General features: G+C 72.3%; 19 protein-coding genes. 11 read left to right on the top strand and 8 right to left on the bottom strand.

Annotated features, from left to right (window positions below; translation table 11 throughout):
• Positions 1-1,225, top strand: a 1,225-nt coding sequence (locus QZX64_RS13260; protein ID WP_295660694.1) for an ATP-binding protein, incomplete at its 5' end; no start/stop codon positions are given.
• Positions 1,218-1,886, top strand: a complete 669-nt coding sequence (locus QZX64_RS13255; RefSeq protein ID WP_295660693.1) for a response regulator transcription factor — start codon at positions 1,218-1,220, stop codon at positions 1,884-1,886. The genes QZX64_RS13260 and QZX64_RS13255, both read left to right, overlap by 8 nt.
• Positions 1,887-1,916: 30 nt before the next feature.
• Here the strand turns inward: QZX64_RS13255 and QZX64_RS13250 are convergent, their stop codons facing one another.
• On the bottom strand, positions 1,917-3,104 hold the full coding sequence (locus tag QZX64_RS13250; protein ID WP_295660691.1) for a zinc-dependent alcohol dehydrogenase: 1,188 nt from the start codon (positions 3,102-3,104) through the stop codon (positions 1,917-1,919).
• 68 nt (positions 3,105-3,172) lie between these two features.
• The gene (locus QZX64_RS13245; RefSeq protein ID WP_295660689.1) at positions 3,173-4,057 is read right to left on the bottom strand and encodes an NAD(P)-dependent oxidoreductase; all 885 of its coding nucleotides are present in this window, start codon (positions 4,055-4,057) and stop codon (positions 3,173-3,175) included.
• Positions 4,058-4,161: 104 nt separating this feature from the next.
• Between QZX64_RS13245 and QZX64_RS13240 the strand changes: the two genes are divergently transcribed.
• The gene (locus QZX64_RS13240; RefSeq protein WP_295660687.1) at positions 4,162-4,959 is read left to right on the top strand and encodes a class I SAM-dependent methyltransferase; all 798 of its coding nucleotides are present in this window, start codon (positions 4,162-4,164) and stop codon (positions 4,957-4,959) included.
• Between the two features lie 20 nt (positions 4,960-4,979).
• On the opposite strand, the gene QZX64_RS13235 is transcribed toward QZX64_RS13240, so the two are convergent.
• From QZX64_RS13235 to QZX64_RS13220, 4 genes are read right to left on the bottom strand one after another with little or no spacing between them, the layout of a single operon-like run.
• A complete protein-coding gene (locus tag QZX64_RS13235) occupies positions 4,980-5,693 on the bottom strand; it encodes an ABC transporter permease (RefSeq protein ID WP_295660685.1) in 714 nt (237 codons plus the stop codon).
• Between the two features lie 11 nt (positions 5,694-5,704).
• Entirely contained in the window at positions 5,705-6,619 is a 915-nt protein-coding gene (locus QZX64_RS13230; RefSeq protein WP_295660683.1) for an ABC transporter ATP-binding protein, read from the bottom strand.
• On the bottom strand, positions 6,616-7,533 hold the full coding sequence (locus QZX64_RS13225) for an ABC transporter permease (protein WP_295660681.1): 918 nt from the start codon (positions 7,531-7,533) through the stop codon (positions 6,616-6,618). Before QZX64_RS13225 ends, QZX64_RS13230 begins: the two co-directional genes overlap by 4 nt.
• Positions 7,514-8,503 (bottom strand): ABC transporter ATP-binding protein, encoded by a 990-nt coding sequence (locus tag QZX64_RS13220; protein WP_295660680.1) that lies wholly within the window; start codon positions 8,501-8,503, stop codon positions 7,514-7,516. Before QZX64_RS13220 ends, QZX64_RS13225 begins: the two co-directional genes overlap by 20 nt.
• A 127-nt stretch (positions 8,504-8,630) precedes the next feature.
• Between QZX64_RS13220 and QZX64_RS13215 the strand changes: the two genes are divergently transcribed.
• From QZX64_RS13215 to pcrA, 4 genes are read left to right on the top strand one after another with little or no spacing between them, the layout of a single operon-like run.
• Positions 8,631-10,055: an APC family permease gene (locus QZX64_RS13215; protein WP_295660678.1), complete on the top strand. Its 1,425-nt coding sequence runs from the start codon at positions 8,631-8,633 to the stop codon at positions 10,053-10,055.
• 1 nt (position 10,056) lies between these two features.
• Entirely contained in the window at positions 10,057-10,527 is a 471-nt protein-coding gene (locus QZX64_RS13210) for a universal stress protein (protein ID WP_295660676.1), read from the top strand.
• Positions 10,528-10,551: 24 nt separating this feature from the next.
• On the top strand, positions 10,552-10,908 hold the full coding sequence (locus tag QZX64_RS13205) for a hypothetical protein (protein WP_295660674.1): 357 nt from the start codon (positions 10,552-10,554) through the stop codon (positions 10,906-10,908).
• 58 nt (positions 10,909-10,966) lie between these two features.
• A complete protein-coding gene (gene pcrA, locus QZX64_RS13200; RefSeq protein WP_295660672.1) occupies positions 10,967-13,375 on the top strand; it encodes a DNA helicase PcrA in 2,409 nt (802 codons plus the stop codon).
• Positions 13,376-13,423: 48 nt separating this feature from the next.
• On the opposite strand, the gene QZX64_RS13195 is transcribed toward pcrA, so the two are convergent.
• Positions 13,424-14,209 carry a M23 family metallopeptidase gene (locus QZX64_RS13195; RefSeq protein WP_295660671.1) on the bottom strand — a complete coding sequence of 262 codons (786 nt, stop codon included), beginning with the start codon at positions 14,207-14,209 and terminating at the stop codon, positions 13,424-13,426.
• 262 nt (positions 14,210-14,471) lie between these two features.
• Here QZX64_RS13195 and QZX64_RS13190 point away from each other — a divergent pair, with 262 nt between their 5' ends.
• From QZX64_RS13190 to sucD, 3 genes are all read left to right on the top strand, one after another.
• On the top strand, positions 14,472-14,903 hold the full coding sequence (locus tag QZX64_RS13190; RefSeq protein WP_295660669.1) for a cobalamin B12-binding domain-containing protein: 432 nt from the start codon (positions 14,472-14,474) through the stop codon (positions 14,901-14,903).
• 155 nt (positions 14,904-15,058) lie between these two features.
• Positions 15,059-16,234 (top strand): ADP-forming succinate--CoA ligase subunit beta, encoded by a 1,176-nt coding sequence (gene sucC / locus QZX64_RS13185; protein ID WP_295660667.1) that lies wholly within the window; start codon positions 15,059-15,061, stop codon positions 16,232-16,234.
• 16 nt (positions 16,235-16,250) lie between these two features.
• Entirely contained in the window at positions 16,251-17,144 is an 894-nt protein-coding gene (gene sucD, locus QZX64_RS13180; protein WP_295660664.1) for a succinate--CoA ligase subunit alpha, read from the top strand.
• A gap of 79 nt (positions 17,145-17,223) precedes the next feature.
• On the opposite strand, the gene QZX64_RS13175 is transcribed toward sucD, so the two are convergent.
• Entirely contained in the window at positions 17,224-19,125 is a 1,902-nt protein-coding gene (locus tag QZX64_RS13175; protein ID WP_295660662.1) for a hypothetical protein, read from the bottom strand.
• Between the two features lie 132 nt (positions 19,126-19,257).
• On the opposite strand from QZX64_RS13175, the gene QZX64_RS13170 reads away from it, so the two are divergent.
• The coding region (locus QZX64_RS13170; RefSeq protein ID WP_295660660.1) for a DUF6350 family protein at positions 19,258-19,798 on the top strand (541 nt) is incomplete at its 3' end.

Below are 19,798 nucleotides of genomic sequence, written 5' to 3'. Positions count from 1 at the left end.
CGCCCCGTTCATCGGCGGCGTCGCGTCCGGGTTGGCGCGTCACCTCGCCCTGCCCGTGCTGTGGGTGCGGGCGGCGTTCGTGCTGATGGCGACGATGGGAGGCATGGGCATCGCCCTGTACGCCGCCCTGTGGGTGTTCCTCCCCTCCGACGCGGCGTTCGCGACCTCGACGCCGGGCCTGGAGAGCGCCACCCGCACCGGCAAGCGGCCCGGCCGGGTGTCCCGACTGACCGACGTCGGCCCCGCCATCGCGCTCGGCGCCCTCGGCTTCGGCGTGGTGCTCGTCGTGGAGGCGTCCTTCGGCCGCGGCGCGTTCTTCTGGCCGGTGGTCCTCGGCCTGGCCGGCATCGCCCTGCTGTGGCGGCAGGCCGACGAGGCGCAGCGCGAGCGCTGGCTCGACACCACCGGGCGCATCAACTGGTACCGCGCGATCTTCGGCACCGGCGGCTGGGCGTCGTACCTCCGGATCGCCGCCGGCTCCGGTCTCGTGCTCGTCGCCTTCGTCGCCTTCGCCCTCACCAGCGGGCAGATCGGTGCGGCCCGCGACGTCGTCCTCGCCGGCCTGCTCGGCATCGCCGGCCTCGCCCTGGTGATCGGACCGTGGATGGTGCGCCTGGTCGGTGACCTCGGTGCCGAGCGGGCCGAGCGCGTGCGCAGCCAGGAGCGCGCCGACATGGCCGCCCACCTGCACGACTCGGTGCTCCAGACGCTCGCGCTGATCCAGCGCAACGCCGACGACGGCGCCACGGTCGCCCGGCTGGCCCGCGCGCAGGAGCGCGACCTGCGGTCGTGGCTGTACTCCGGCGAGTCCACCGACGACACCACGCTGGCCGGTGCCCTGCGCGAGATGGCCGCCCGGGTGGAGGACGAGCACGGCATCGTCGTCGACGTCGTGGCGGTCGGCGACCTGCCGATGCACGAGTCGGTGCGGCCGATCGTGCACGCCACCGGTGAGGCCGTCACCAACGCCGCCAAGCACGCCGGCACCGGCCGCGTCGACGTCTACGCCGAGGTGCTGGACGACGCGGTCGAGGTGTTCGTCCGCGACCGCGGGGCCGGCTTCGACGCGGCGTCGGTGCCCGACGACCGGTACGGCGTACGGCACAGCATCATCGACCGGATGACCCGTCACGGTGGCAGCGCCTCCGTCGACTCGGTGCCCGGTGACGGCACCAACGTGCGGCTGCGGATGCCCCGCCCCGCGAGAGGAGAGCAGCATGTCTGAGGCAGCCACCGCGTCCGGCGCGGTGCGGGTCGTGATCGTCGACGACCACGCGATGTTCCGCGCCGGGGTCCGCTCCGAGCTGGTGACCGCCGGCGCCGGCCGCGTCGAGATCCTGGCCGAGGCCGCCGACGTCGACGAGGCGGTGCTCGCGATCCGCCGGCACCAGCCCGACGTCGTCCTGCTCGACGTGCACCTGCCCGGTGGCGGCGGCGCGGAGGTGATGCGGAGGCATCCCTCGCCGACCACCCGCTACCTGGCCCTCAGCGTCAGCGACGCCGCCGAGGACGTCATCGGGACCATCCGTGGCGGCGCCCGCGGCTACGTCACCAAGACCATCACCGGCCCCGAGCTGGTGGCCGCGATCGGCCGGGTCTCCGAGGGCGACGCCGTCTTCTCCCCGCGGCTGGCCGGCTTCGTGCTCGACGCCTTCGCCGGCTCCATCGACGTCTCCGCGGTCGATGAGGACCTCGACCGCCTCACCGAGCGCGAGCGTGAGGTGATGCGGCTGATCGCTCGCGGCTACGCCTACAAGGAGGTCGCGAAGGAGCTGTTCATCTCCATCAAGACCGTGGAGACCCACATGTCGGCGGTGCTGCGGAAGCTGCAGCTCTCCTCGCGGCACGAGCTGACGCGGTGGGCCAACGACCGGCGGCTGCTCTAGAAGCCCTCTCCCGGCGGCTCGCCATCGGCGTCACGGGCGGAAGACCACCTTCACCATGCCCTCCTCCTTCTTCTGGAAGTGCTCGTAGGCGCTCGGGGCGTCCTCGAGCGGCAGGTGGTGGGTCGCGAACGACTCGACGCCCCAGACGTCCTCGTCGCCGAGCATGCCCAGCAGCTCGTCGGTCCAGGCCCGCACGTTCGCCTGTCCCATCCGGACCTGCACCTGCTTGTCGAACATCTGGAACATCGGCATCGGGTCGGTGGCGCCGCCGTAGACGCCCGAGATCGAGATGGTGCCACCGCGGCGGACGGCCTCGATCGCGGTGTGGATGGCCGCCATCCGGTCGACACCGGCGTTCTTCATCACCGGCTCGGCGATCGCGTCGGGCAGCAGGCCGGCGAGCTTCTGCACCCCGGTGGCCATCGGAGACCCGTGGGCCTCCATGCCGACGGCGTCGATGACGGCGTCGGCGCCGCGACCTCCGGTCGCCTCACGGACGATGTCGGCGACCCCGCCGACGTCGTCGGCGTCCTCGAGGTCGAGGACCTGGGCGCCGAAGGCCTCGACGCGGGCCAGCCGCTCCGGCACGCGATCCACGGAGATCACCCGGTGCCCGGCGTGCACGCCCATGCGGGCGGCCATGTCGCCGATGGGTCCGGCACCCAGCACGAGCAGGGTGCCGCCGTCGGGGACGTCGGCGTACTTCAGCGCCTGCCACGCCGTGGGCAGCACGTCCGAGAGGAACAGGAAGCGGTCGTCCGGCGGCCCCTCGGGCAGCTTGACCGGCAGGAAGTCACCGAACGGCACCCGCAGGTACTCCGCCTGCCCGCCCGGGACGTGCCCGTACAGCTTGCTGTAGCCGAAGAAGCTGGCACCGGTGCCGTGCTCGCGGTTCTGGGTGGTCTCGCACTGGCTGTAGAGCCTGCGGTCGCACATCCAGCAGGAGCCGCAGGACACGTTGAACGGAACGACGACCCGGTCGCCCACCCTCAGCCGGGTGACCGCGCTGCCCACCTCGGTGACGATGCCCATGGGCTCGTGCCCGACGATGTCGCCGGCCTCCATGAAGGGGGCCAGGGTCTCGTAGAGGTGCAGGTCGGAGCCGCACAGGCCGGTCGAGGTGACCTTGATGACGACGTCGCTGGGCTCCTCGATGCGGGGGTCCGGGACCTCGATCACCCGCATGTCGTGCACGCCCTGCCAGGTCACTGCCTTCACAACGTCTCCTCGGGAGTGGTCGGACCGACGTCGGTACCCACCCTCGTCGGGTTCACGCGGTCCGACCGTCAGCCCAGGACGTCGCGCCAGGAGTGCTGCGGCGCGTAGCCCAGCAGGTCGCGGGCCTTGTCGATGGCGTAGAACGTCTCGTCGCGCCCCATCTCCCGGCGCTGCTCGACGCCGTCGTAGAAGCGCTCGCGGACCTCCGAGGTCGTCGCCGCGACCGACATGTCGGCGTTGGCGACGTTGAACACCTGGTATCCCAGCCTGTCGACCTCCAGGCAGCGCTGCACCATCTGGCCCAGGTCACGCGTGTCGATGTAGGCGAAGATGTTGCGGCGGCGCAGGGCCGGGTCGGCGAGGAAGGCCGGGAACATCTCGGCGTACTCGTGCGGCTCGATGACGTTGTTGATCCGCAGGCCGTAGACGTCGGCGCCGGTGCGGGCCTGGAAGGAGCGTGCCGTCACCTCGTTGGCGACCTTCGACATCGCGTAGGAGTCCTCGGGGACCGTCGGGTGCTCCTCGTCGACCGGGACGTAGAGCGGTCGCCGCTCGCCCTGGGCGAAGCAGACGCCGTAGGTCGTCTCCGAGGAGGCGAACACGACCTTGCGGACACCGAGCCGGGTCGCGGCCTCCAGCACGTGGTAGGTGCTGAGCACGTTCGTGGCGTAGGTCCTGGCGTCGGAGGCCAGCAGGATCGCCGGCACGGCGGCGAAGTGCACCACGGCGTCGTAGGCGGGCTTCTCGGGCAGGTCCAGCTCGTCGAAGGTGGCCAGCCCGGCGAGCGCCGAGTAGGTCTCACCGGCATCGGTGAGGTCGACACGGAGGTCGGCCACGGCCGGGTGACCCAGCGGGACGAGGTCGGCGTTGGTGACGTGGTGACCCTGCTCGGCGAGGTACGGAGCGACGTGCCTGCCGGCCTTGCCGCTGCCGCCCGTGAAGAAGATGCGCATGGCTCCCCAACCAGGACCGCAGCCGGATCCTTCCCCCCGTCGCCACCGGGCCACCTACCGCAGATCGGGGTCGACGGCGCCGGAGGCGTCCCTAGGCTGGACCGGTGGACGCGGACCGGGCATGGACGGGCTCGATGCCGGAGGCCTACGACCGGCACCTCGGGCCGGCCGTCTTCGCCCCCTTCGCCTCCGACCTGGCCGCCCGGGCGACGGCGTACGCACCCCGCCGGGTGCTCGAGCTGGCGGCGGGCACGGGCGTGGCGACCGGGGCGCTGGTCACCGCGCTGCCGGGAGCGGAGCTGACGGCCACCGACGTCAACCCGGCGATGGTCGCCCACGGGTCCCGACGGGTCCCGGCCGCTCGGTGGCAGGCCGCGGACGCGCTCGACCTGCCGCTCGCCGACGAGTCGTTCGACCTGGTGGTCTGCCAGTTCGGGGTGATGTTCTTCCCCGACAAGGTCGCCGGCCTCCGTGAGGCCGCCCGGGTCCTGGCGCGGGGCGGCCGGCTGGTCGTCAGCACCTGGGCGGAGGCCGGGAGGCACGCCTTCGCCGCGGCGCTCATCGGCGCGCTCGAGCAGGTGCTCCCCGCCGACCCTCCGACGTTCGTGGCCCGCGTGCCGCACGGGTACGCCGACCCCGACCGGCTGGCGGCCGACGTCCGCGCCGCGGGGTACGACGACGTGGTCGTGGAGCCGGTGACCCTCACCGGCACCGCCCCGTCGGCCGCCGGCCTGGCGACGGGGTTCTGCACCGGCACCCCGCTCCGGGCCACGCTCGAGCAACGGGGGCGGCTCGAGGACCTCACGCAGGCAGTCGCCGAGGAGATGACCACCCGGCTCGGGCCCGGCACCGTCACCGGCGCGATGACCGCCCACGTCGCCACGGCCACCCGGGCCGGCTGACCCGCGGCGCGACGGACCGCTCAGGTCTCGCCGGTGAGGGAGAAGGTCGACAGCCGCCACCCGGCGAACGCCACCCCGCCGACCACGACCACGAGCGCGGCCACCACCGCGTAGGGCGTGCCGACGGAGGCCGCGGCGTCGATCCGGTCGGAGAAGGCGGCGGCGAGGTCGCGGGCCCAGGCGCTGACGCTGAGCCAGCGGACCCCGCTCAGCAGGTTGCCGAGCGTGCCCTCCCAGAGGAAGACGAAGAGGAGGCCGGCCACCACGGCGTGCCGGGTGAACGCGCACAGGGCCAGGAAGAGGCCCGAGTAGGTGAAGGCGGCGAGCACGGCTCCGGCCAGCATCGCCACCGCCGTGCCGGGGTTGCCGGCGTCGTTGACCAGCCCGGCCAGCAGCACCGGGAGGGCGCCGAAGCCGAGGGTGGCGCCCAGGGCGACGGCGTACTTGCTCAGGGCCACCGACCAGCGGTTCACCGGCTTCGCGAGCAGGTAGACGATCGAGCCGTCGTCGATCTCGGGGCCGAGGACGGCGGTCGCGGCGAGCAGCGCGACGAGCGGGAGCGCGAGGTCGCGGCCGAGCTCGCCGACGATCTCGGTGTAGGCGGTGCCGGGCTCGGTGAGCAGGCGCACCACGAGGGTCAGGGCCAGCAGGACCACCGGGATGACCAGCATCATCAGCCCGCGGCGGCGCCCGAACAGCGCCTGCGCCGAGAGCCGCACGATGGTCGGGTTCATGGTCGGCACGCTCATGACGACACCAGGTAGGAGAAGACGCTCTCCAGGGACTCGTCGGTGGGGGAGACCTCGATGAGGCGGACACCGAGGCCGCGGGCGATCCGGGGCAGCGACACCGCGAAGCTGCCGAAGTCGCCCACCTCGATCTCGAGCCCGCCGCGCGGTGCGAGGACCACGCCGATCACCGACGGGTCGGCGATGAGGGCGGCGGCCAGGGCCCGGTCGTCGCTGGTCTGCACGACGTAGCGGTTGGGCCGGTCGGTCATCAGCCGGCGGATGGCGCCGAAGTCGCCGGAGGCGGCGTGCCGACCGGAGACCACGACCTCGACGTGGCGGGCCACCTGCTCGACCTCCTCGAGGATGTGGGAGCTGAACAGCACGGTGCGGCCCTCCGAGCCGAAGCGGGTGAGCAGGCTCATCAGGTGCATGCGCTGGCGGGGGTCCACGCCGTTGAAGGGCTCGTCGAGCAGCAGCACGCCGGGGTCGTGCACGAGGGCGGAGGCGAGCTTGACGCGCTGCCGCATGCCCTTGGAGTAGGTGCCGATCCGGCGAGCCGCGGCGTCGCTCATCTCGACCGTGGCGAGCGCGGCCTCGCAGGCCGCGCCCGGGTCGGGCAGGCCGTGCAGCTCGGCGTTGGCCTGCACGAACTGGCGGCCGGTGAGGTAGCCGAAGGCCACCTCGCGCTCGGGGACCAGGCCGATCTGGCGGAAGATCCCGGCATTGCGCCACACCGGGGCGCCGTCGAGGTGCACGGTGCCGGCCGAGGGGGAGAGGAAGCCCGCCATCAGCGCGATCAGCGTCGACTTGCCGGCGCCGTTGGGGCCGAGCAGCCCCGTGACGCCGGGGCCGATCTCCATCGAGACGTCGTTGACCGCCACCACGTTGCCGTACCAGCGTGAGACCTTGTCGAAGGTGAGGGTGCTCATCGCGTCGCCAGCCTGCGGTAGCGGAGCAGCAGCAGCCCCAGCCCGCCGAGCGCCAGGAGCACGCTCACCACGACGTAGAGGACCTCCATGGCGGCGCCGGTGGGCGGCGTGATGGCGTTGTCGGCGTCGGTGAGCACGTTGACGAGGCCGGCGTAGAGCGTCATCGGGTGGAAGAGCCCCGCGATCTCGCCGACTCGCTCCTGGTCCTGCTCGAGCGAGATGCCCTGGATGACCGCCACCACGCCGTAGCCGAAGAGGATGGTGCCGATCGTGCCGACCACCGCGAAGCCGCGGCGCAGCGCGATCGCGCTGAACAGCCCGGACACGCTGGCGAGCATCCCGGCGAGCAGCAGGCTGACCAGGGTGGCGGCGAGGAAGTCGGTGGTCTGCTCGCCGGCATCCATCTGGGCCAGCAGGGCGCCGAGGTACATCACCAGGATCGGGGCCATCACGAACGCGAAGATGCCGGTGGCCAGCGCGCCCCACCGTGCCAGGGCGTACGCCGTGGCCGACAGCGGCCGGGCGAGGTAGAGCGAGATCGTGCCGTGCCGCAGGTCGCGGCTGAAGAGGATCGGACCCTGCGCGGCGGCGAAGGTGCCGAGCAGGATCGTGGTGGTGGCGGCGTACTCCGGGTAGGCGAGCGGCAGCGAGCTCAGCCCGATGAAGGTGACGACGCCGACGATGATGACGGCCGGCAGCACGTTGAGGGCGAGCAGCGCGAACGGCAGGATCTTCGACTTGCCCGACCGGCCGAGCCCGAAGACGTTGCGGACGCCGGTGAGGTAGAGCGACCGGGCGATGGCGCCGTGGCCGCCGCGCGGGCCGGCGTACGGGCGGTAGCCGATGTCGTGGATCACCCCGCCGGCGCGGCCCGCCGGCCCGCCGGTCCTGGGCTCAGTGTGGCTGGACGGCACCGGCCACCTCCTCCCGGAAGATGTCCTCGATGCGGTGGTGGTCGGGCTGGATCCGCACCAGGCCCAGGCCGAGGTCGACGGCGGTGTCGCGGATCATGTCGTGCACGTTGCGGGTGTCGCCGGGGGCCGGCGGCTCCACGGCGACGACGTTGCCCCGCGGCCGGGACGGGAAGCCCGCGTCGTGCAGCGCCCGGCCGAGCAGGTCGCGCTCGGTGGCGCCGCCCAGCACCTCGACCAGCAGCGTGCCGGTGGTGTCGAGGAAGTCGGTGGTGGCCGAGGCGCGCAGCAGCCTGCCGCCGTCGAGGACGACGACGTGGTCGCTGACCCGCTCCAGCTCGCCGAGCAGGTGGGAGGTGACGAGCACCGCGATCCCGAAGTCGTGGCCGATGCGGCGCACCAGCTCCAGCATGTCGTCCCGGGACGCGGGGTCGAGACCGTTGGTGGGCTCGTCGAGCAGCACGAGCCGGGGGTCGTGGGCCAGCGCCTGCGCGAGCTTGGCGCGCTGCTTCATGCCGGTGGAGTAGCCGCCCATCGGTCGGTAGCGCTCCTCGGCGAGGCCGACGTGTCGCAGCACGTCGGCGGCCCGCTCGCGCGCGGCTGCGTGCGGCAGCCCGGACATCTGCGCCATGTGCACCACGAAGTCGCTCGCGCTCACGTCGGGCGGCAGGCACTCGTGCTCGGGCATGTAGCCCACCCGTGCCCGGATCTCCGCGCCCTCGGTCGCGATGTCGTGGCCGAGCACCTGCGCGGAGCCGGCCGTGGGGTCGAGCAGGCCGAGCAGGATCTTGATGAGCGTCGACTTGCCGGCGCCGTTGGCGCCGACGAGGCCGGTGACCCCGGTGCCGACCGTGACGTCGAGCGAGTCCAGCGCCAGGACGGAGCCGTAGTCCTTGGTCAGCCCCTGCGTCGCGATGGCGGGCACGCCGGAGCGCCGGTCGGCGGCGCGGTCGACAGGGTGGAGGGTCGCCATGGGCCGAGGGTAGTGGGTGCAATCGTCGTTTCGGACGAGCCCCGCATCATTGACTTGCCACCCGATGCGGGGTTGCGTGTCCAGCACGGTGGGGGCGCGCGGCCCCCCTTGCGGAAGGCGGTCGGCCTTGACCGACGCAGCAGCGACGACCAACGACGACGCCGAGGAGGACCTCAAGCGGTCCATCACCGGACGGCTGCTCTTCTTCTACGTCGTCGGCGACGTCCTCGGGTCGGGCATCTACGCCCTGATCGGCCTGGTGGCGGGCTCCGTCGGCGGCGCCTTCTGGCTCGCCTTCGCCCTCGGCGTCACCATCGCGACCTTCACCGGCATGGCCTACGCCGAGCTGGCGACGAAGTACCCCCGGGCGGCCGGGGCCGCGCTCTACGTGAACCGTGCCTTCGGCAACCCCACGCTCACCTTCATGGTCACGGTGCTGTTCCTCGCGTCGAGCTTCGCCGCGGCGGGCTCGCTGGCGACCGGCTTCGCGCGCTACTTCGCCGAGGTCTGGGAGCTCCCGCCGGGGATCCTGGTGGCGCTGGTGTTCATCCTGCTGCTCGCCGTCGTCAACTACATCGGCATCACCGAGTCGGTGGTGGCCAACATGGTGATGACCTTCGTCGAGATCACCGGCCTCCTCGTCGTGATGCTCGTGGGGATCATCGTGATCGTCCAGGGCGACGCGGACTTCGGGGTGCTGGTCGACTTCAGCGCCGAGGGCAACCCGATCTTCGCGGTGCTCGCCGGCATCTCGCTGGCGTTCTTCGCCATGACCGGCTTCGAGAACGCCGCCAACGTCGCCGAGGAGACCGTCGACCCGGCCCGCAACTTCCCCCGGGCCCTCATCGGCGGCATGGCGGTGGCCGGCGTCTTCTACGTGCTGGTCTCCATCGCCTCCGCGCTCAGCGTGCCGATCGGCGACCTCGCCGACTCCACCACCCCGCTGCTCGACGTGGTCACCTCCGGCGCGCTGCCGCTGCCGGTCGACGTGCTCACCATCATCTTCGCGATCATCGCGATGACGGCGATCACCAACACGACCCTGGTCGCGATCGTCACCCAGCCGCGCATCCTCTACGGCATGGCGCGCGAGGACATCGTCCCGGCAGCGTTCGGCAAGGTGCACCGCACCCGTCGCAGCCCGGTCCTCGGACTGGTGTTCTCCGCCGCCGTCGTGATGACGCTGCTCGTCATCGGCCGCGTGCTGCAGGCGGTCGGCGTGGACGTCGACGTGGTGGCCCGGCTGGCCACCGTGACCGTGGTGCTGCTGCTGCTGATCTACACGATGGTGATCGTCGCCTGCATGAAGCTCGGTGGCACCGACGTCAACGCCGACCACTACCGCGCCCCCCGCGCGCTGCTGGTGGTGGGGATCCTGGGCAACATCGCGGTGCTCGTCTACACGGTGGTCGACGACCCCGCCTCGCTGATCTGGTGCGCCGGCCTCGTCGCCGTCGGTGTGCTGCTCTTCCTGGTCGAGTACTTCTTCGGCCACCGCGACCGCCCGCACGGGGCCCGACGGGGCGCCGGCTACGACGACAAGGAGTCCTGAGATGCATGTGGTGATCGCCGTCGACGGGTCGCGCCAGTCGCTGCTCGCTGCCCGCAGGCTCAAGGACATCGCCGACCCCGCCAAGATCTCCGACATCTCGGTGGTGGCGGTGATCCGGCCGCTGGCCGCGGTCGGCTTCGCCGACGAGCTCTCCGAGGAGACCCGCGCCGAGAGCACCCTCTCCTTCCGCACGGCCGCCCAGCGGGCCCTCGAGGTGGTCGCTCAGGAGTTCGAGGGCTGGGGACCCAAGGTGCACCAGCGGATCCGCAGCGGCTCTCCCGCCACCGAGATCATCCGGGCCGTCGAGCGGTACGCCGCCGGGCTGGTCGTCATCGGCGCCGGCGGGCGGGGGATCAGCGACGCCGTGCTCGTCGGCAGCACCGCGCACCGCGTGCAGAGCTACGCACCGTGCCCGGTGCTCGTCGTGCGCCCGACGCCGAAGGCCAAGAAGAAGGCGACGGCCAGGAAGTAGGTCACCGGTCGGTACGGTGCCGCCATGGAAACCCTGCGGCTCGTCCTGCTGCTGATCCACATCCTCGGCTTCGCCGCGCTCTTCGGCGGCTTGGTCGTGCAGGCACGGGAGCCCCGCAAGTCGGTCAACGCGGCGATGCGCGACGGCGCGGGCACGGCGTTCCTCACCGGCCTGCTGCTCGTGGGGGTGCTGGAGTCGGGCGACGGCGACGTGAACCACACCAAGCTCGGCGTGAAGTTCGCGATCGGGCTGATCATCCTGGTGCTGGTGATGGCCAACATGCGCAAGCCCGGCATCCCCCAGGGGCTCTACCTGGGCCTGACCGCCCTCACCGTGGTCAACATCGGCGTCGCCGTCCTCTGGTCGCCGGCCCACACCTGACACGGGGCGCCTCCGCGAGGGGCTGACGTCGGTGGCGGCACGTAGGGTTGGCCACGACATGAGCGACCTCCTCCCCGGCTTCGACCACCTGCAGCCCGAGCCCCGCACCACCAGGCGCGGCCCCTCCGCGGAGGAGCTCCTCGCCGGGCTCAACGAGCCCCAGCGCGCCGCGGTCACGCATGCGGGGGCGCCGCTCCTCGTCGTCGCGGGTGCGGGGTCGGGCAAGACCCGGGTCCTGACCCGCCGCATCGCCTGGCTGATCAACGAGCGCCGGGCCCATCCCGGCTCGATCCTGGCCATCACCTTCACCAACAAGGCCGCCGCCGAGATGAAGGAGCGCGTCGAGGAGCTCGTCGGCAAGCGGGCCCGCATCATGTGGGTCTCGACGTTCCACTCCGCGTGCGTGCGCATCCTGCGCAAGGAGATCGACAAGTTCGGCTACAAGTCGAGCTTCTCGATCTACGACGCCGCCGACTCCAAGCGGCTGATGACGCTGGTGCTGCGCGACCTCGAGCTCGACCCCAAGCGCTACCAGCCGGGCGCGGTGCTGCACTGGGTCTCCAACCACAAGAACGACCTGCGCGACGCCGACGAGGCCGCCAAGGACACCAAGAACAGCTTCGAGGAGGCGTACGCCGCGGCGTACTCCTCCTACCAGCGGCGGCTGCGCGAGGCCAACGCCCTCGACTTCGACGACATCATCATGATGGCCGTCCACCTCTTCCAGACGTTCCCGGAGGTGCGCGAGACCTATCGCCGCCGGTTCCGGCACGTGCTGGTCGACGAGTACCAGGACACCAACCACGCGCAGTACGCCCTCATCCACGCCCTGTGCGCCGACAACCCCGAGCTGACCGAGGCCGGCGGCGAGCGCGTCGAGCCGGCGGAGCTGATGGTGGTCGGCGACGCCGACCAGTCGATCTACGCCTTCCGGGGCGCCAACATCCGCAACATCCTCGACTTCGAGCAGGACTTCCCCAACGCCGGCTCGATCCTGCTGGAGCAGAACTACCGCTCCACCCAGACGATCCTCAACGCCGCCAACTCCGTCATCGGCAACAACCTGAGCCGCAAGCCCAAGCGGCTCTGGTCGGAGGCGGGGGAGGGCGAGCGCATCGTCGGGTACGTCGGCGACGACGAGCACGACGAGGCCCGCTTCGTCTCCGAGGAGATCGACAAGCTGGTCGACACCGGCGTGCGCCCGGCAGACGTCGCGGTGTTCTACCGCACCAACGCCCAGTCGCGGGTCTTCGAGGAGGTGTTCATCCGCACCGGCCAGCCCTACAAGGTCGTGGGCGGCGTGCGCTTCTACGAGCGCCGCGAGGTGCGTGACGCACTGGCCTACCTGCGGATGCTCGCCAACCCCGCCGACGAGATCTCCCTGCGCCGCATCCTGAACACCCCCAAGCGCGGCATCGGCGACCGGGCCGAGGCCTGCGTCGCGGCATTCGCCGACCGTGAGCGCATCACGTTCTGGGAGGCGCTGACCCGCGCAGACGAGGCCCCCGGCATCGCCACCCGGTCGCTGCGCAACGTCGAGGGCTTCGTCGCGCTCATCCAGGAGCTCCAGTCGATGGTGGCCGCCGACGAGCGGGCCGACGTCATCCTCGAGTCCGCACTCGACCGCTCCGGCTACCTCGCCGAGCTCGAGGCCTCCGACGACCCGCAGGACCACACCCGCGTGGAGAACCTCGCCGAGCTCGTGGCCGTGGCGCGCGAGTTCTCCGACGACCCGGTGGCCGGCCCGTCGGCCGACCCGGCCGACGTCGACGCCGGCACCGTGGCACCGGGGCTCGGCGACTTCCTCGAGCGGGTGGCGCTGGTCGCCGACACCGACCAGATCCCCGACACCCCCGAGGGTGAGGACTCCGGCGTCGTCACCCTGATGACCCTGCACACCGCCAAGGGCCTGGAGTTCCCGGTCGTCTTCCTCACCGGTCTCGAGGACGGCATCTTCCCGCACCAGCGGTCCCTGGGCGACCAGCCCGAGCTCGAGGAGGAGCGACGCCTCGCCTACGTCGGGGTGACCCGAGCGCGCGAGCGGCTCTACATCTCGCGGGCGGTCGTGCGCTCGGCCTGGGGCGCGCCCGCGCACAACCCGGCGTCCCGGTTCCTCGACGAGCTGCCCGTCGACCTCGTCGACTGGCGCCGCACCGAGGCCGCGCAGACCCGGTGGGGCCGTCCCGACCTGGCGGCCGGCAGCCCGGCCCGCCTCGGGGAGCCCACCGCCGCCGGGCGCCGCAACTTCTCCTCGGCGGCCGCGCGTGCCGACGTGATGGCGAAGGCGAAGCCGGCGCGCGAGATCCCCTCGCTCGAGCCGGGCGACCGGGTGCTCCACGACTCCTTCGGGCTCGGCACCGTCGTCGCGATCGAGGGGGCGGCCGAGAAGTCGGTGGCCTCCATCGACTTCGGCTCCGAGGGCGTCAAGCGACTGCTGCTGCGGTACGCCCCCGTCGAGAAGCTCTGACCGCGACCAGGCGGTCGGCGAGCAGCGGCTGCGGGCTGACGCCGTGCTCTACGGGCTGACGCCGTGCTCCACGAGCAGGGCGTAGGGGTCCACCGGGCTGTCGGCGCTGGGCCGGACCTCGAGGTGGAGGTGGGGCCCGGTGACGTTGCCGGTCGAGCCGACCGAGCCGATGACCTCGCCGGCGCTGACGGTGTCGCCGGTGTCGACGAGGTAGGAGGTCTGGTGGCAGTACCAGACCTCCGTGCCGTCCTCGAGCGTGATGACGGTCTTGTTGCCGTAGGCGCCATCGTAGCCGGTGGAGGTCACGACGCCCCCGGCGATGGCGTGCAGCGGGGTGCCGCTGGGGGCGGCGAAGTCGAGGCCGGTGTGGGTGCTCGACCACAGGCCGCTGGACATGCCGAACGTCGCGGTGATGCGGTAGCCGGCCAGCGGGAGGACCCACTGGTTCTTCTCGAGCTTGATGGCCTGCTCCTGGGCCTGGGCGGCGTACGCCTCGAGGGCGGCGTTGCGCCGGCGGGCCTGCGCCTCGGCCTGGGCGACGAGCTCGGCGTCGGTGGTGGCGGCGGCCGGGGCGCGCCGTGCCGCGCGGCTCACGCCGGCGCCTCGCCTCAGCAGGCCGGCATCGGTGGCGCTGGTGATCGAGCCGGCGGCGTTGACGCTGCTGGTGCTGTCGAGCCGGCTGGAGATCCGGTCGGGGTCAACGGCGCTGATGGCGCCCCCGGCGGAGATCGCGAGGGCGGCGACGCCGACCAGGACCGGCGCTGACGGGAGCCGGCGCAGGAGCGGCTTGCCGGGCGCGGTGTGCTTCGCCGGGGCCGAGGAGCCGGAGGTCACCGACGTCGTCGCCGAGGGGGCGCGGCGTGAACCGCGTGCTGCTCGGTGCTGACCCATAGAAGGTGTACCTCGACTGCGTCCGGGGGAAAGACAACGCGTGCGACTGTAACGGATCGGTCACGACGGCGAAAATTCGCGCCGCCGTCGGTCGTGGATGAGCATCCCGGGCGCCCGAGGCCCGCCGCGCCCGCTCCGTGGACGCGGTGTGTCGACCGTCACGGGCCTGCGGCCGGCTCGGTGCCGCGTCGGCTAGCGTGCGCGCATGAGCGCGACACCCTCCGTACGCCGCATCCGGATCGTCGTCGGCAAGCCCGGTCTCGACGGGCACGACCGGGGCGCGAAGATCGTCGCCCGGGCGCTGCGCGACGCCGGGCACGAGGTCGTCTACACCGGCCTGCACCAGACGCCGGAGCAGATCGTGGAGACCGCCATCCAGGAGGACGCCGACCTGATCGGCCTCTCGGTGCTCTCCGGGGCGCACATGACGCTCTTCCGCAAGCTGGCCGAGCTGCTGGCCGAGCGCGACGCCTCCGACATCGTCATCTTCGGCGGCGGCATCATCCCCGAGGAGGACATCCCTGTCCTGGAGGGGCTCGGGGTCGCCAAGGTCTTCACCCCGGGCGCCACCACCGGCGACATCACCGGGTGGGTCGCCCAGCACTTCGCCGAGCACGAGCAGGCCGAGCACGAGTAGCCGGTCGCGGCCGCCGTCCGGCGGCCCGCTCGACGTGACGGGCCCGTCCGCCCCCCGGGCCCCCGGTGGCCCGGGCCCCGGCTGCGGGTCTAGGGTTCCAAGGGATTTGACCCGTGGCACCTCCCCACCGTCGAGAAGAAGAGGGCTGACGATTCATGGATCTGATGGAGTACCAGGCAAAGGAGCTCTTTGCCAAGCACGGAGTGGCCGGCGCGCTCGGCAAGACCGTCGAGACCCCCGAGGCCGCCCGTGCGGCCGCGGAGGAGATCGGTGGGGTCGTCGTCGTCAAGGCGCAGGTCAAGGCCGGCGGCCGCGGCAAGGCCGGTGGCGTGAAGGTCGCCAAGACGCCCGAGGAGGCCGAGGAGGCCGCCCGCGCGATCCTGTCGCTGGAGATCAAGGGGCTGCCGGTCAACCGCGTCCTGGTCGTCGCCGGTGCCTCCATCGAGGAGGAGTACTACTTCTCCTTCCTGCTCGACCGGTCGAACCGCTCCTACCTGTGCATCGCGAGCGTCGAGGGCGGTGTGGAGATCGAGGAGGTCGCCAAGACCAACCCCGACGCGGTGAAGAAGATCGCCATCGACGCCGGCACCGGCGTGGACGCCGAGAAGGCCGCCGCCATCGCGGACGAGGTCGGCTTCCCCGCCGAGCTCCGCGACCAGGCGATCACCATGATCCAGCAGCTCTGGACCGTCTTCACCGAGGAGGACGCCACGCTGGTCGAGGTCAACCCCCTCGCCCGCCTGACCGGTGACAAGCTCGAGGCGCTCGACGGCAAGGTCTCGCTCGACGAGAACGCCGACTTCCGCCACCCCGAGCACAAGACGTTCGAGGTCCGCGAGGAGGCCGACGCCCTGGAGTCAAAGGCCAAGGACAAGGGCCTCAACTACGTCAAGCTCGACGGTGCCGTCGGCATCATCGGCAACGGCGCGGGTCTGGTCATGTCCACCCTCGACGTGGTCGCCTACGCCGGCGAGAATTACGGCGGGGTCACCCCGGCGAACTTCCTCGACATCGGCGGCGGCGCGAACGCGCAGGTGATGGCCGACGGCCTCGACGTGATCCTCAACGACGAGCAGGTGAGGTCGGTCTTCGTGAACGTCTTCGGTGGCATCACGGCCTGCGACGAGGTCGCCAACGGCATCGCGGGCGCGCTGCAGATCCTCGGCGACGAGGCCACCAAGCCGCTCGTCGTACGCCTCGACGGCAACAACGTCGAGGAGGGGCGGCGCATCCTGGACGAGCTGAACCACCCGCTGGTGACCCAGATCGACACCATGGACGGTGCGGCGGACCGAGCGGCCGAGCTGGCCGCCCACAACCAGAGCGCCTGAGGACGGAGAGAATCCCATGAGCATTTTCTTGAACAAGGACTCCAAGATCATCGTCCAGGGCATGACGGGCGGGATGGGCGTCAAGCACACCACCCTGATGGTCCAGGCCGGATCCACCATCGTCGGCGGCGTCAACGCTCGCAAGGCCGGCACCACGGTCGAGCTCGGCGGCAAGGAGCTGCCCGTCTTCGGCAACGTCAAGGAGGCGATGGCCGAGACCGGTGCCGACGTCTCGGTGGTCTTCGTGCCGCCTGCGTTCACCAAGGACGCCTGCATCGAGGCCATCGACGCGGGGATCGGCCTGCTCGTGGTCATCACCGAGGGCGTGCCGGTGCAGGACACCGCCGAGGTGTGGTCCTACCTGCAGGGGCCCGGCAACCACGGGGACACCCGGATGATCGGCCCCAACTGCCCGGGCATCATCACTCCCGAGGAGTCGCTGGCCGGGATCACCCCGCACACGATCGCGGGCAAGGGCCCGATCGGCCTGGTGTCCAAGTCGGGCACGCTGACCTACCAGATGCTGTACGAGCTCAAGGACTTCGGCTTCTCCACCGCCATCGGCATCGGCGGCGACCCGATCGTGGGCACCACCCACATCGACGCGCTCGAGGCGTTCGAGAAGGACCCCGAGACCACGGCGATCGTGATGATCGGCGAGATCGGTGGCGACGCCGAGGAGCGGGCCGCCGCCTACATCAAGGAGCACGTCACCAAGCCGGTCGTCGGCTACGTCGCGGGCTTCACCGCCCCCGAGGGCAAGACGATGGGCCACGCCGGCGCGATCGTGTCCGGCTCCTCCGGCACCGCGCAGGCCAAGAAGGAGGCCCTGGAGGCCGCGGGCGTCAAGGTCGGCAAGACGCCGTCCGAGACCGCGGCCCTGATGCGCGACATCCTGCAGAACGGCTGACGGCTGCGCCTGCAGGGCGACCACCGCACCACCCCGACCCGGCCGGTCCCGCGCGAGCGGGGCCGGCCGCGTCGTTTCCTCAGCGGCGCGGGCCGCCTCTCTCGCCGAGGCGGGGAAGGCGGACCAGTGCGCGGTCGACCACTGCGAGGAAGTCGCCGCGCTGCATCGACATCGTGCGGGAGGGGACGAAGCCGACCTGGGCGACGGTGCCGCCGCTGCGGATGATGGCCATCAGGAACTGCACCGAGTCCTTGTCGGAGATCTCCATGGTGATGTTCCACGCAGTCACGTCGGTGTTCTTGCCGGCGACGTCGCGCAGCTGCCGCACCTCGGTGCCGAGGGCGCTCTCGGCACACTGCGCGACGCGGTCGCGGACCCCGGTGACGAAGGCACGGGCTCGGGCCGGCGACCAGACGCCGACGGTCTCGGTGAGGCCGAACTCGTTCGCCCTGGCGACGGCGGGGAAGAGGAAGGTGCGGGTGAGGTTGCTTCTGATGCCCTCGCCGGTGAACCGGGTGCGGTCGCAGCGCGTGGAGGCGACGTTGACCCGCGCCCGCACCGGCTCGGTGCCGATCCAGGGCCCGGGGGCCCGGGCGACCGGCGGGAGGTCGAACTCGCTCAGCATGCCCGGCACGCGGCCGGCCCGGGGGACGGCGACCTGCTTCACGGCCGGCATGCCGGCACAGGACCCCGCGCCCGGGGAGGAGCACAGTCGGTTGACGGCTCTGGCCAGCACGGCCACCGGCTTGCGCGGGTCGGGCACGAGGCCGTCGACCCGGGTGACGGTGGTGACGGTGACCTGGCCGCTGCGCGCGACGCCCACGCGCAGGGTGCGGGGGTCGCCCTTCCAGGCGCGCAGCGTGAAGAGCCGGGCCTCGTCGCCCAGCTGGCCGATCCGGTGCGCGGAGAGCAGCTGCATGCGGTCCTCGAGGCATCCGGCGTACCACTCGCCGACCCTGGAGTACGCCCTCCGCGCGGCCCTCTGGGAGCCGGACAGCTCCACGAGCTCCCAGCCGGCCGCCGAGGTCGCCGGGGCGCGGGTGGCCTTCCCCCCGCCCCGCACCCGTGGCTGCTCGCCGGCACCGTCGAAGGTGCGCACGAAGGCGCCGAGGCCCCGCGGGTCGGCGTACCGCTGCTGCTGGCAGGGCAGGGCGAGACCGTCGCCGCCGGCGTTGTCGTGGGTGCCGGCCTCGGTCCAGGTCAGGTCGCGGTCGAGCGTTCGCAGGTCCCCGGCGGCCAGCAGCACGTCGTCGGTGAGGACGGGGCCGGTGTCGGTGTCGGTGTCGGTGTCGGTGTCCAGCGCCTCGGTGGTCACCAGCGGGCTCTCGAAGCTCTCGCCGTCGAGGCTGGCGAGCGCGGTGTCGCCCCGGGTGACGAACATGCCGCCCGCGACGAGCACGAGGGCGGTGCCGGCCACCCCGACGAGGGTGTGCGTACGACGGCGCGCCGCGCCCGCGCGGCGGACGACCGAGGCCCGGGGCCAGCGGGCGGTCCCGGTGACGGTGCGCAGGTGCTCGAGGTGGGCCTGGACCCCGACCGTGCCGGTGCCGCGCGTGACGGCGAACTGGTCGGTGGCGGTGCGCAGCTCGCGCTCGACCTCGGACTGCGGCAGCCCGACCTCGCGGGACACCGCCTCGGGCGAGAGGGGCGACAGCAGCGTCAGGACGAGTGCCTTGCGCTGCGGCACGGTCAGCTTCGACAGCGCCTCGAGCGTCGCGCGGGCGTCGTCGTCGAGGCCCTTCTCCCGGTGCCCGACGCGGGCGGAGTGCCGGCGCTGGGCGCGACCCCACGCCAAGGGGCGCAGCCACTCCTCGGGATCCTCGAGCCGGGACACCTTGCGCCAGTGGTGCCAGGCGACCGAGAACGCGTCGCGGACCGCGGTGCGCGCCACCGGCAGGTCGCCCGTCAGGGCATAGGCCTCCAGCAGCACGCGGTCGCGTGCCTGCGCGTAGAACGCGTCGAAGTCGTCCGGCTGCCTCATGACCATCCAACGTTACGGCGCCGACCCCGGATCCCACACATCAACCCGGAAGGTCGCCGGTCACCGTGGATCGTCCGGTCGCGGCGTGGCGGGCCCCGGCCGGAGCGGGGCGCGGGCGAAGATGGCGGAGCCATGACCTCTCTGCTGCCTGCCCGTCCGAGCCCGACCGGCACGCCTGCGCCCGCGCCGCGCAGCCGGCCGGTCGCGCTGCTGGGGTCGCTGGCCGGGACGGTCGCCGCCGGCACGACGCTGCTCGTGTGCCTGGCGGTGGGGGTGATCGGGTGGTTCCTCAGCGACGCCGGCGCGCACGGCGCGCCCCGCGACGGCATGCGGGCCGGTGCCCTGGGGTGGCTGGCCGCCCACGGCTCAGGACTGGTCGTCGAGGGCGTCCTGGTCGGCGTCGTGCCGCTGGGGCTCACCGCGATCTGCGCCTGGGCGGTCTGGCGCACCGCGATGCGCCTGGGGGAGGCGGTGTCGGCCTCCGGGCCGGACGCCCACGCCATCTCCGACGGCGCGCGCGACTGGACAGTCCCGGGCGCCGTCGCCTCCTTCTTCCTCGGCTACGCCGCGGCGGCCGCCGTCACCTCGTTGCTGGCCGGTGGCCGGGTCGCTCCGTCGCTGATCCCCGTCCTCGGGTGGGTGCTGCTGCTGTCGCTCTTCCTGGCCGCTCCCG

The sequence above is a fragment of the uncultured Nocardioides sp. genome, from assembly GCF_902805925.1.
In the GTDB taxonomy this organism is placed as follows: Bacteria; Actinomycetota; Actinomycetes; order Propionibacteriales; family Nocardioidaceae; genus Nocardioides.
Note: the sequence above shows the minus strand (reverse complement) of the source record. Positions and strands in the feature narration are given on the sequence as shown.

Bases quoted from the DNA above. Each gene is read 5' to 3' on its own strand.
- QZX64_RS13255 (WP_295660693.1), top strand. From the start codon at position 1,218: ATGTCTGAGGCAGCCACCGCGTCCGGCGCGGTGCGGGTCGTGATCGTC.
- QZX64_RS13245 (WP_295660689.1), bottom strand. From the start codon at position 4,057: ATGCGCATCTTCTTCACGGGCGGCAGCGGCAAGGCCGGCAGGCACGTC.
- QZX64_RS13235 (WP_295660685.1), bottom strand. From the start codon at position 5,693: ATGAACCCGACCATCGTGCGGCTCTCGGCGCAGGCGCTGTTCGGGCGC.
- QZX64_RS13230 (WP_295660683.1), bottom strand. From the start codon at position 6,619: ATGAGCACCCTCACCTTCGACAAGGTCTCACGCTGGTACGGCAACGTG.
- QZX64_RS13220 (WP_295660680.1), bottom strand. From the start codon at position 8,503: ATGGCGACCCTCCACCCTGTCGACCGCGCCGCCGACCGGCGCTCCGGC.
- QZX64_RS13210 (WP_295660676.1), top strand. From the start codon at position 10,057: ATGCATGTGGTGATCGCCGTCGACGGGTCGCGCCAGTCGCTGCTCGCT.
- QZX64_RS13205 (WP_295660674.1), top strand. From the start codon at position 10,552: ATGGAAACCCTGCGGCTCGTCCTGCTGCTGATCCACATCCTCGGCTTC.
- pcrA (WP_295660672.1), top strand. From the start codon at position 10,967: ATGAGCGACCTCCTCCCCGGCTTCGACCACCTGCAGCCCGAGCCCCGC.
- QZX64_RS13190 (WP_295660669.1), top strand. From the start codon at position 14,472: ATGAGCGCGACACCCTCCGTACGCCGCATCCGGATCGTCGTCGGCAAG.
- sucC (WP_295660667.1), top strand. From the start codon at position 15,059: ATGGATCTGATGGAGTACCAGGCAAAGGAGCTCTTTGCCAAGCACGGA.
- sucD (WP_295660664.1), top strand. From the start codon at position 16,251: ATGAGCATTTTCTTGAACAAGGACTCCAAGATCATCGTCCAGGGCATG.
- QZX64_RS13175 (WP_295660662.1), bottom strand. From the start codon at position 19,125: ATGAGGCAGCCGGACGACTTCGACGCGTTCTACGCGCAGGCACGCGAC.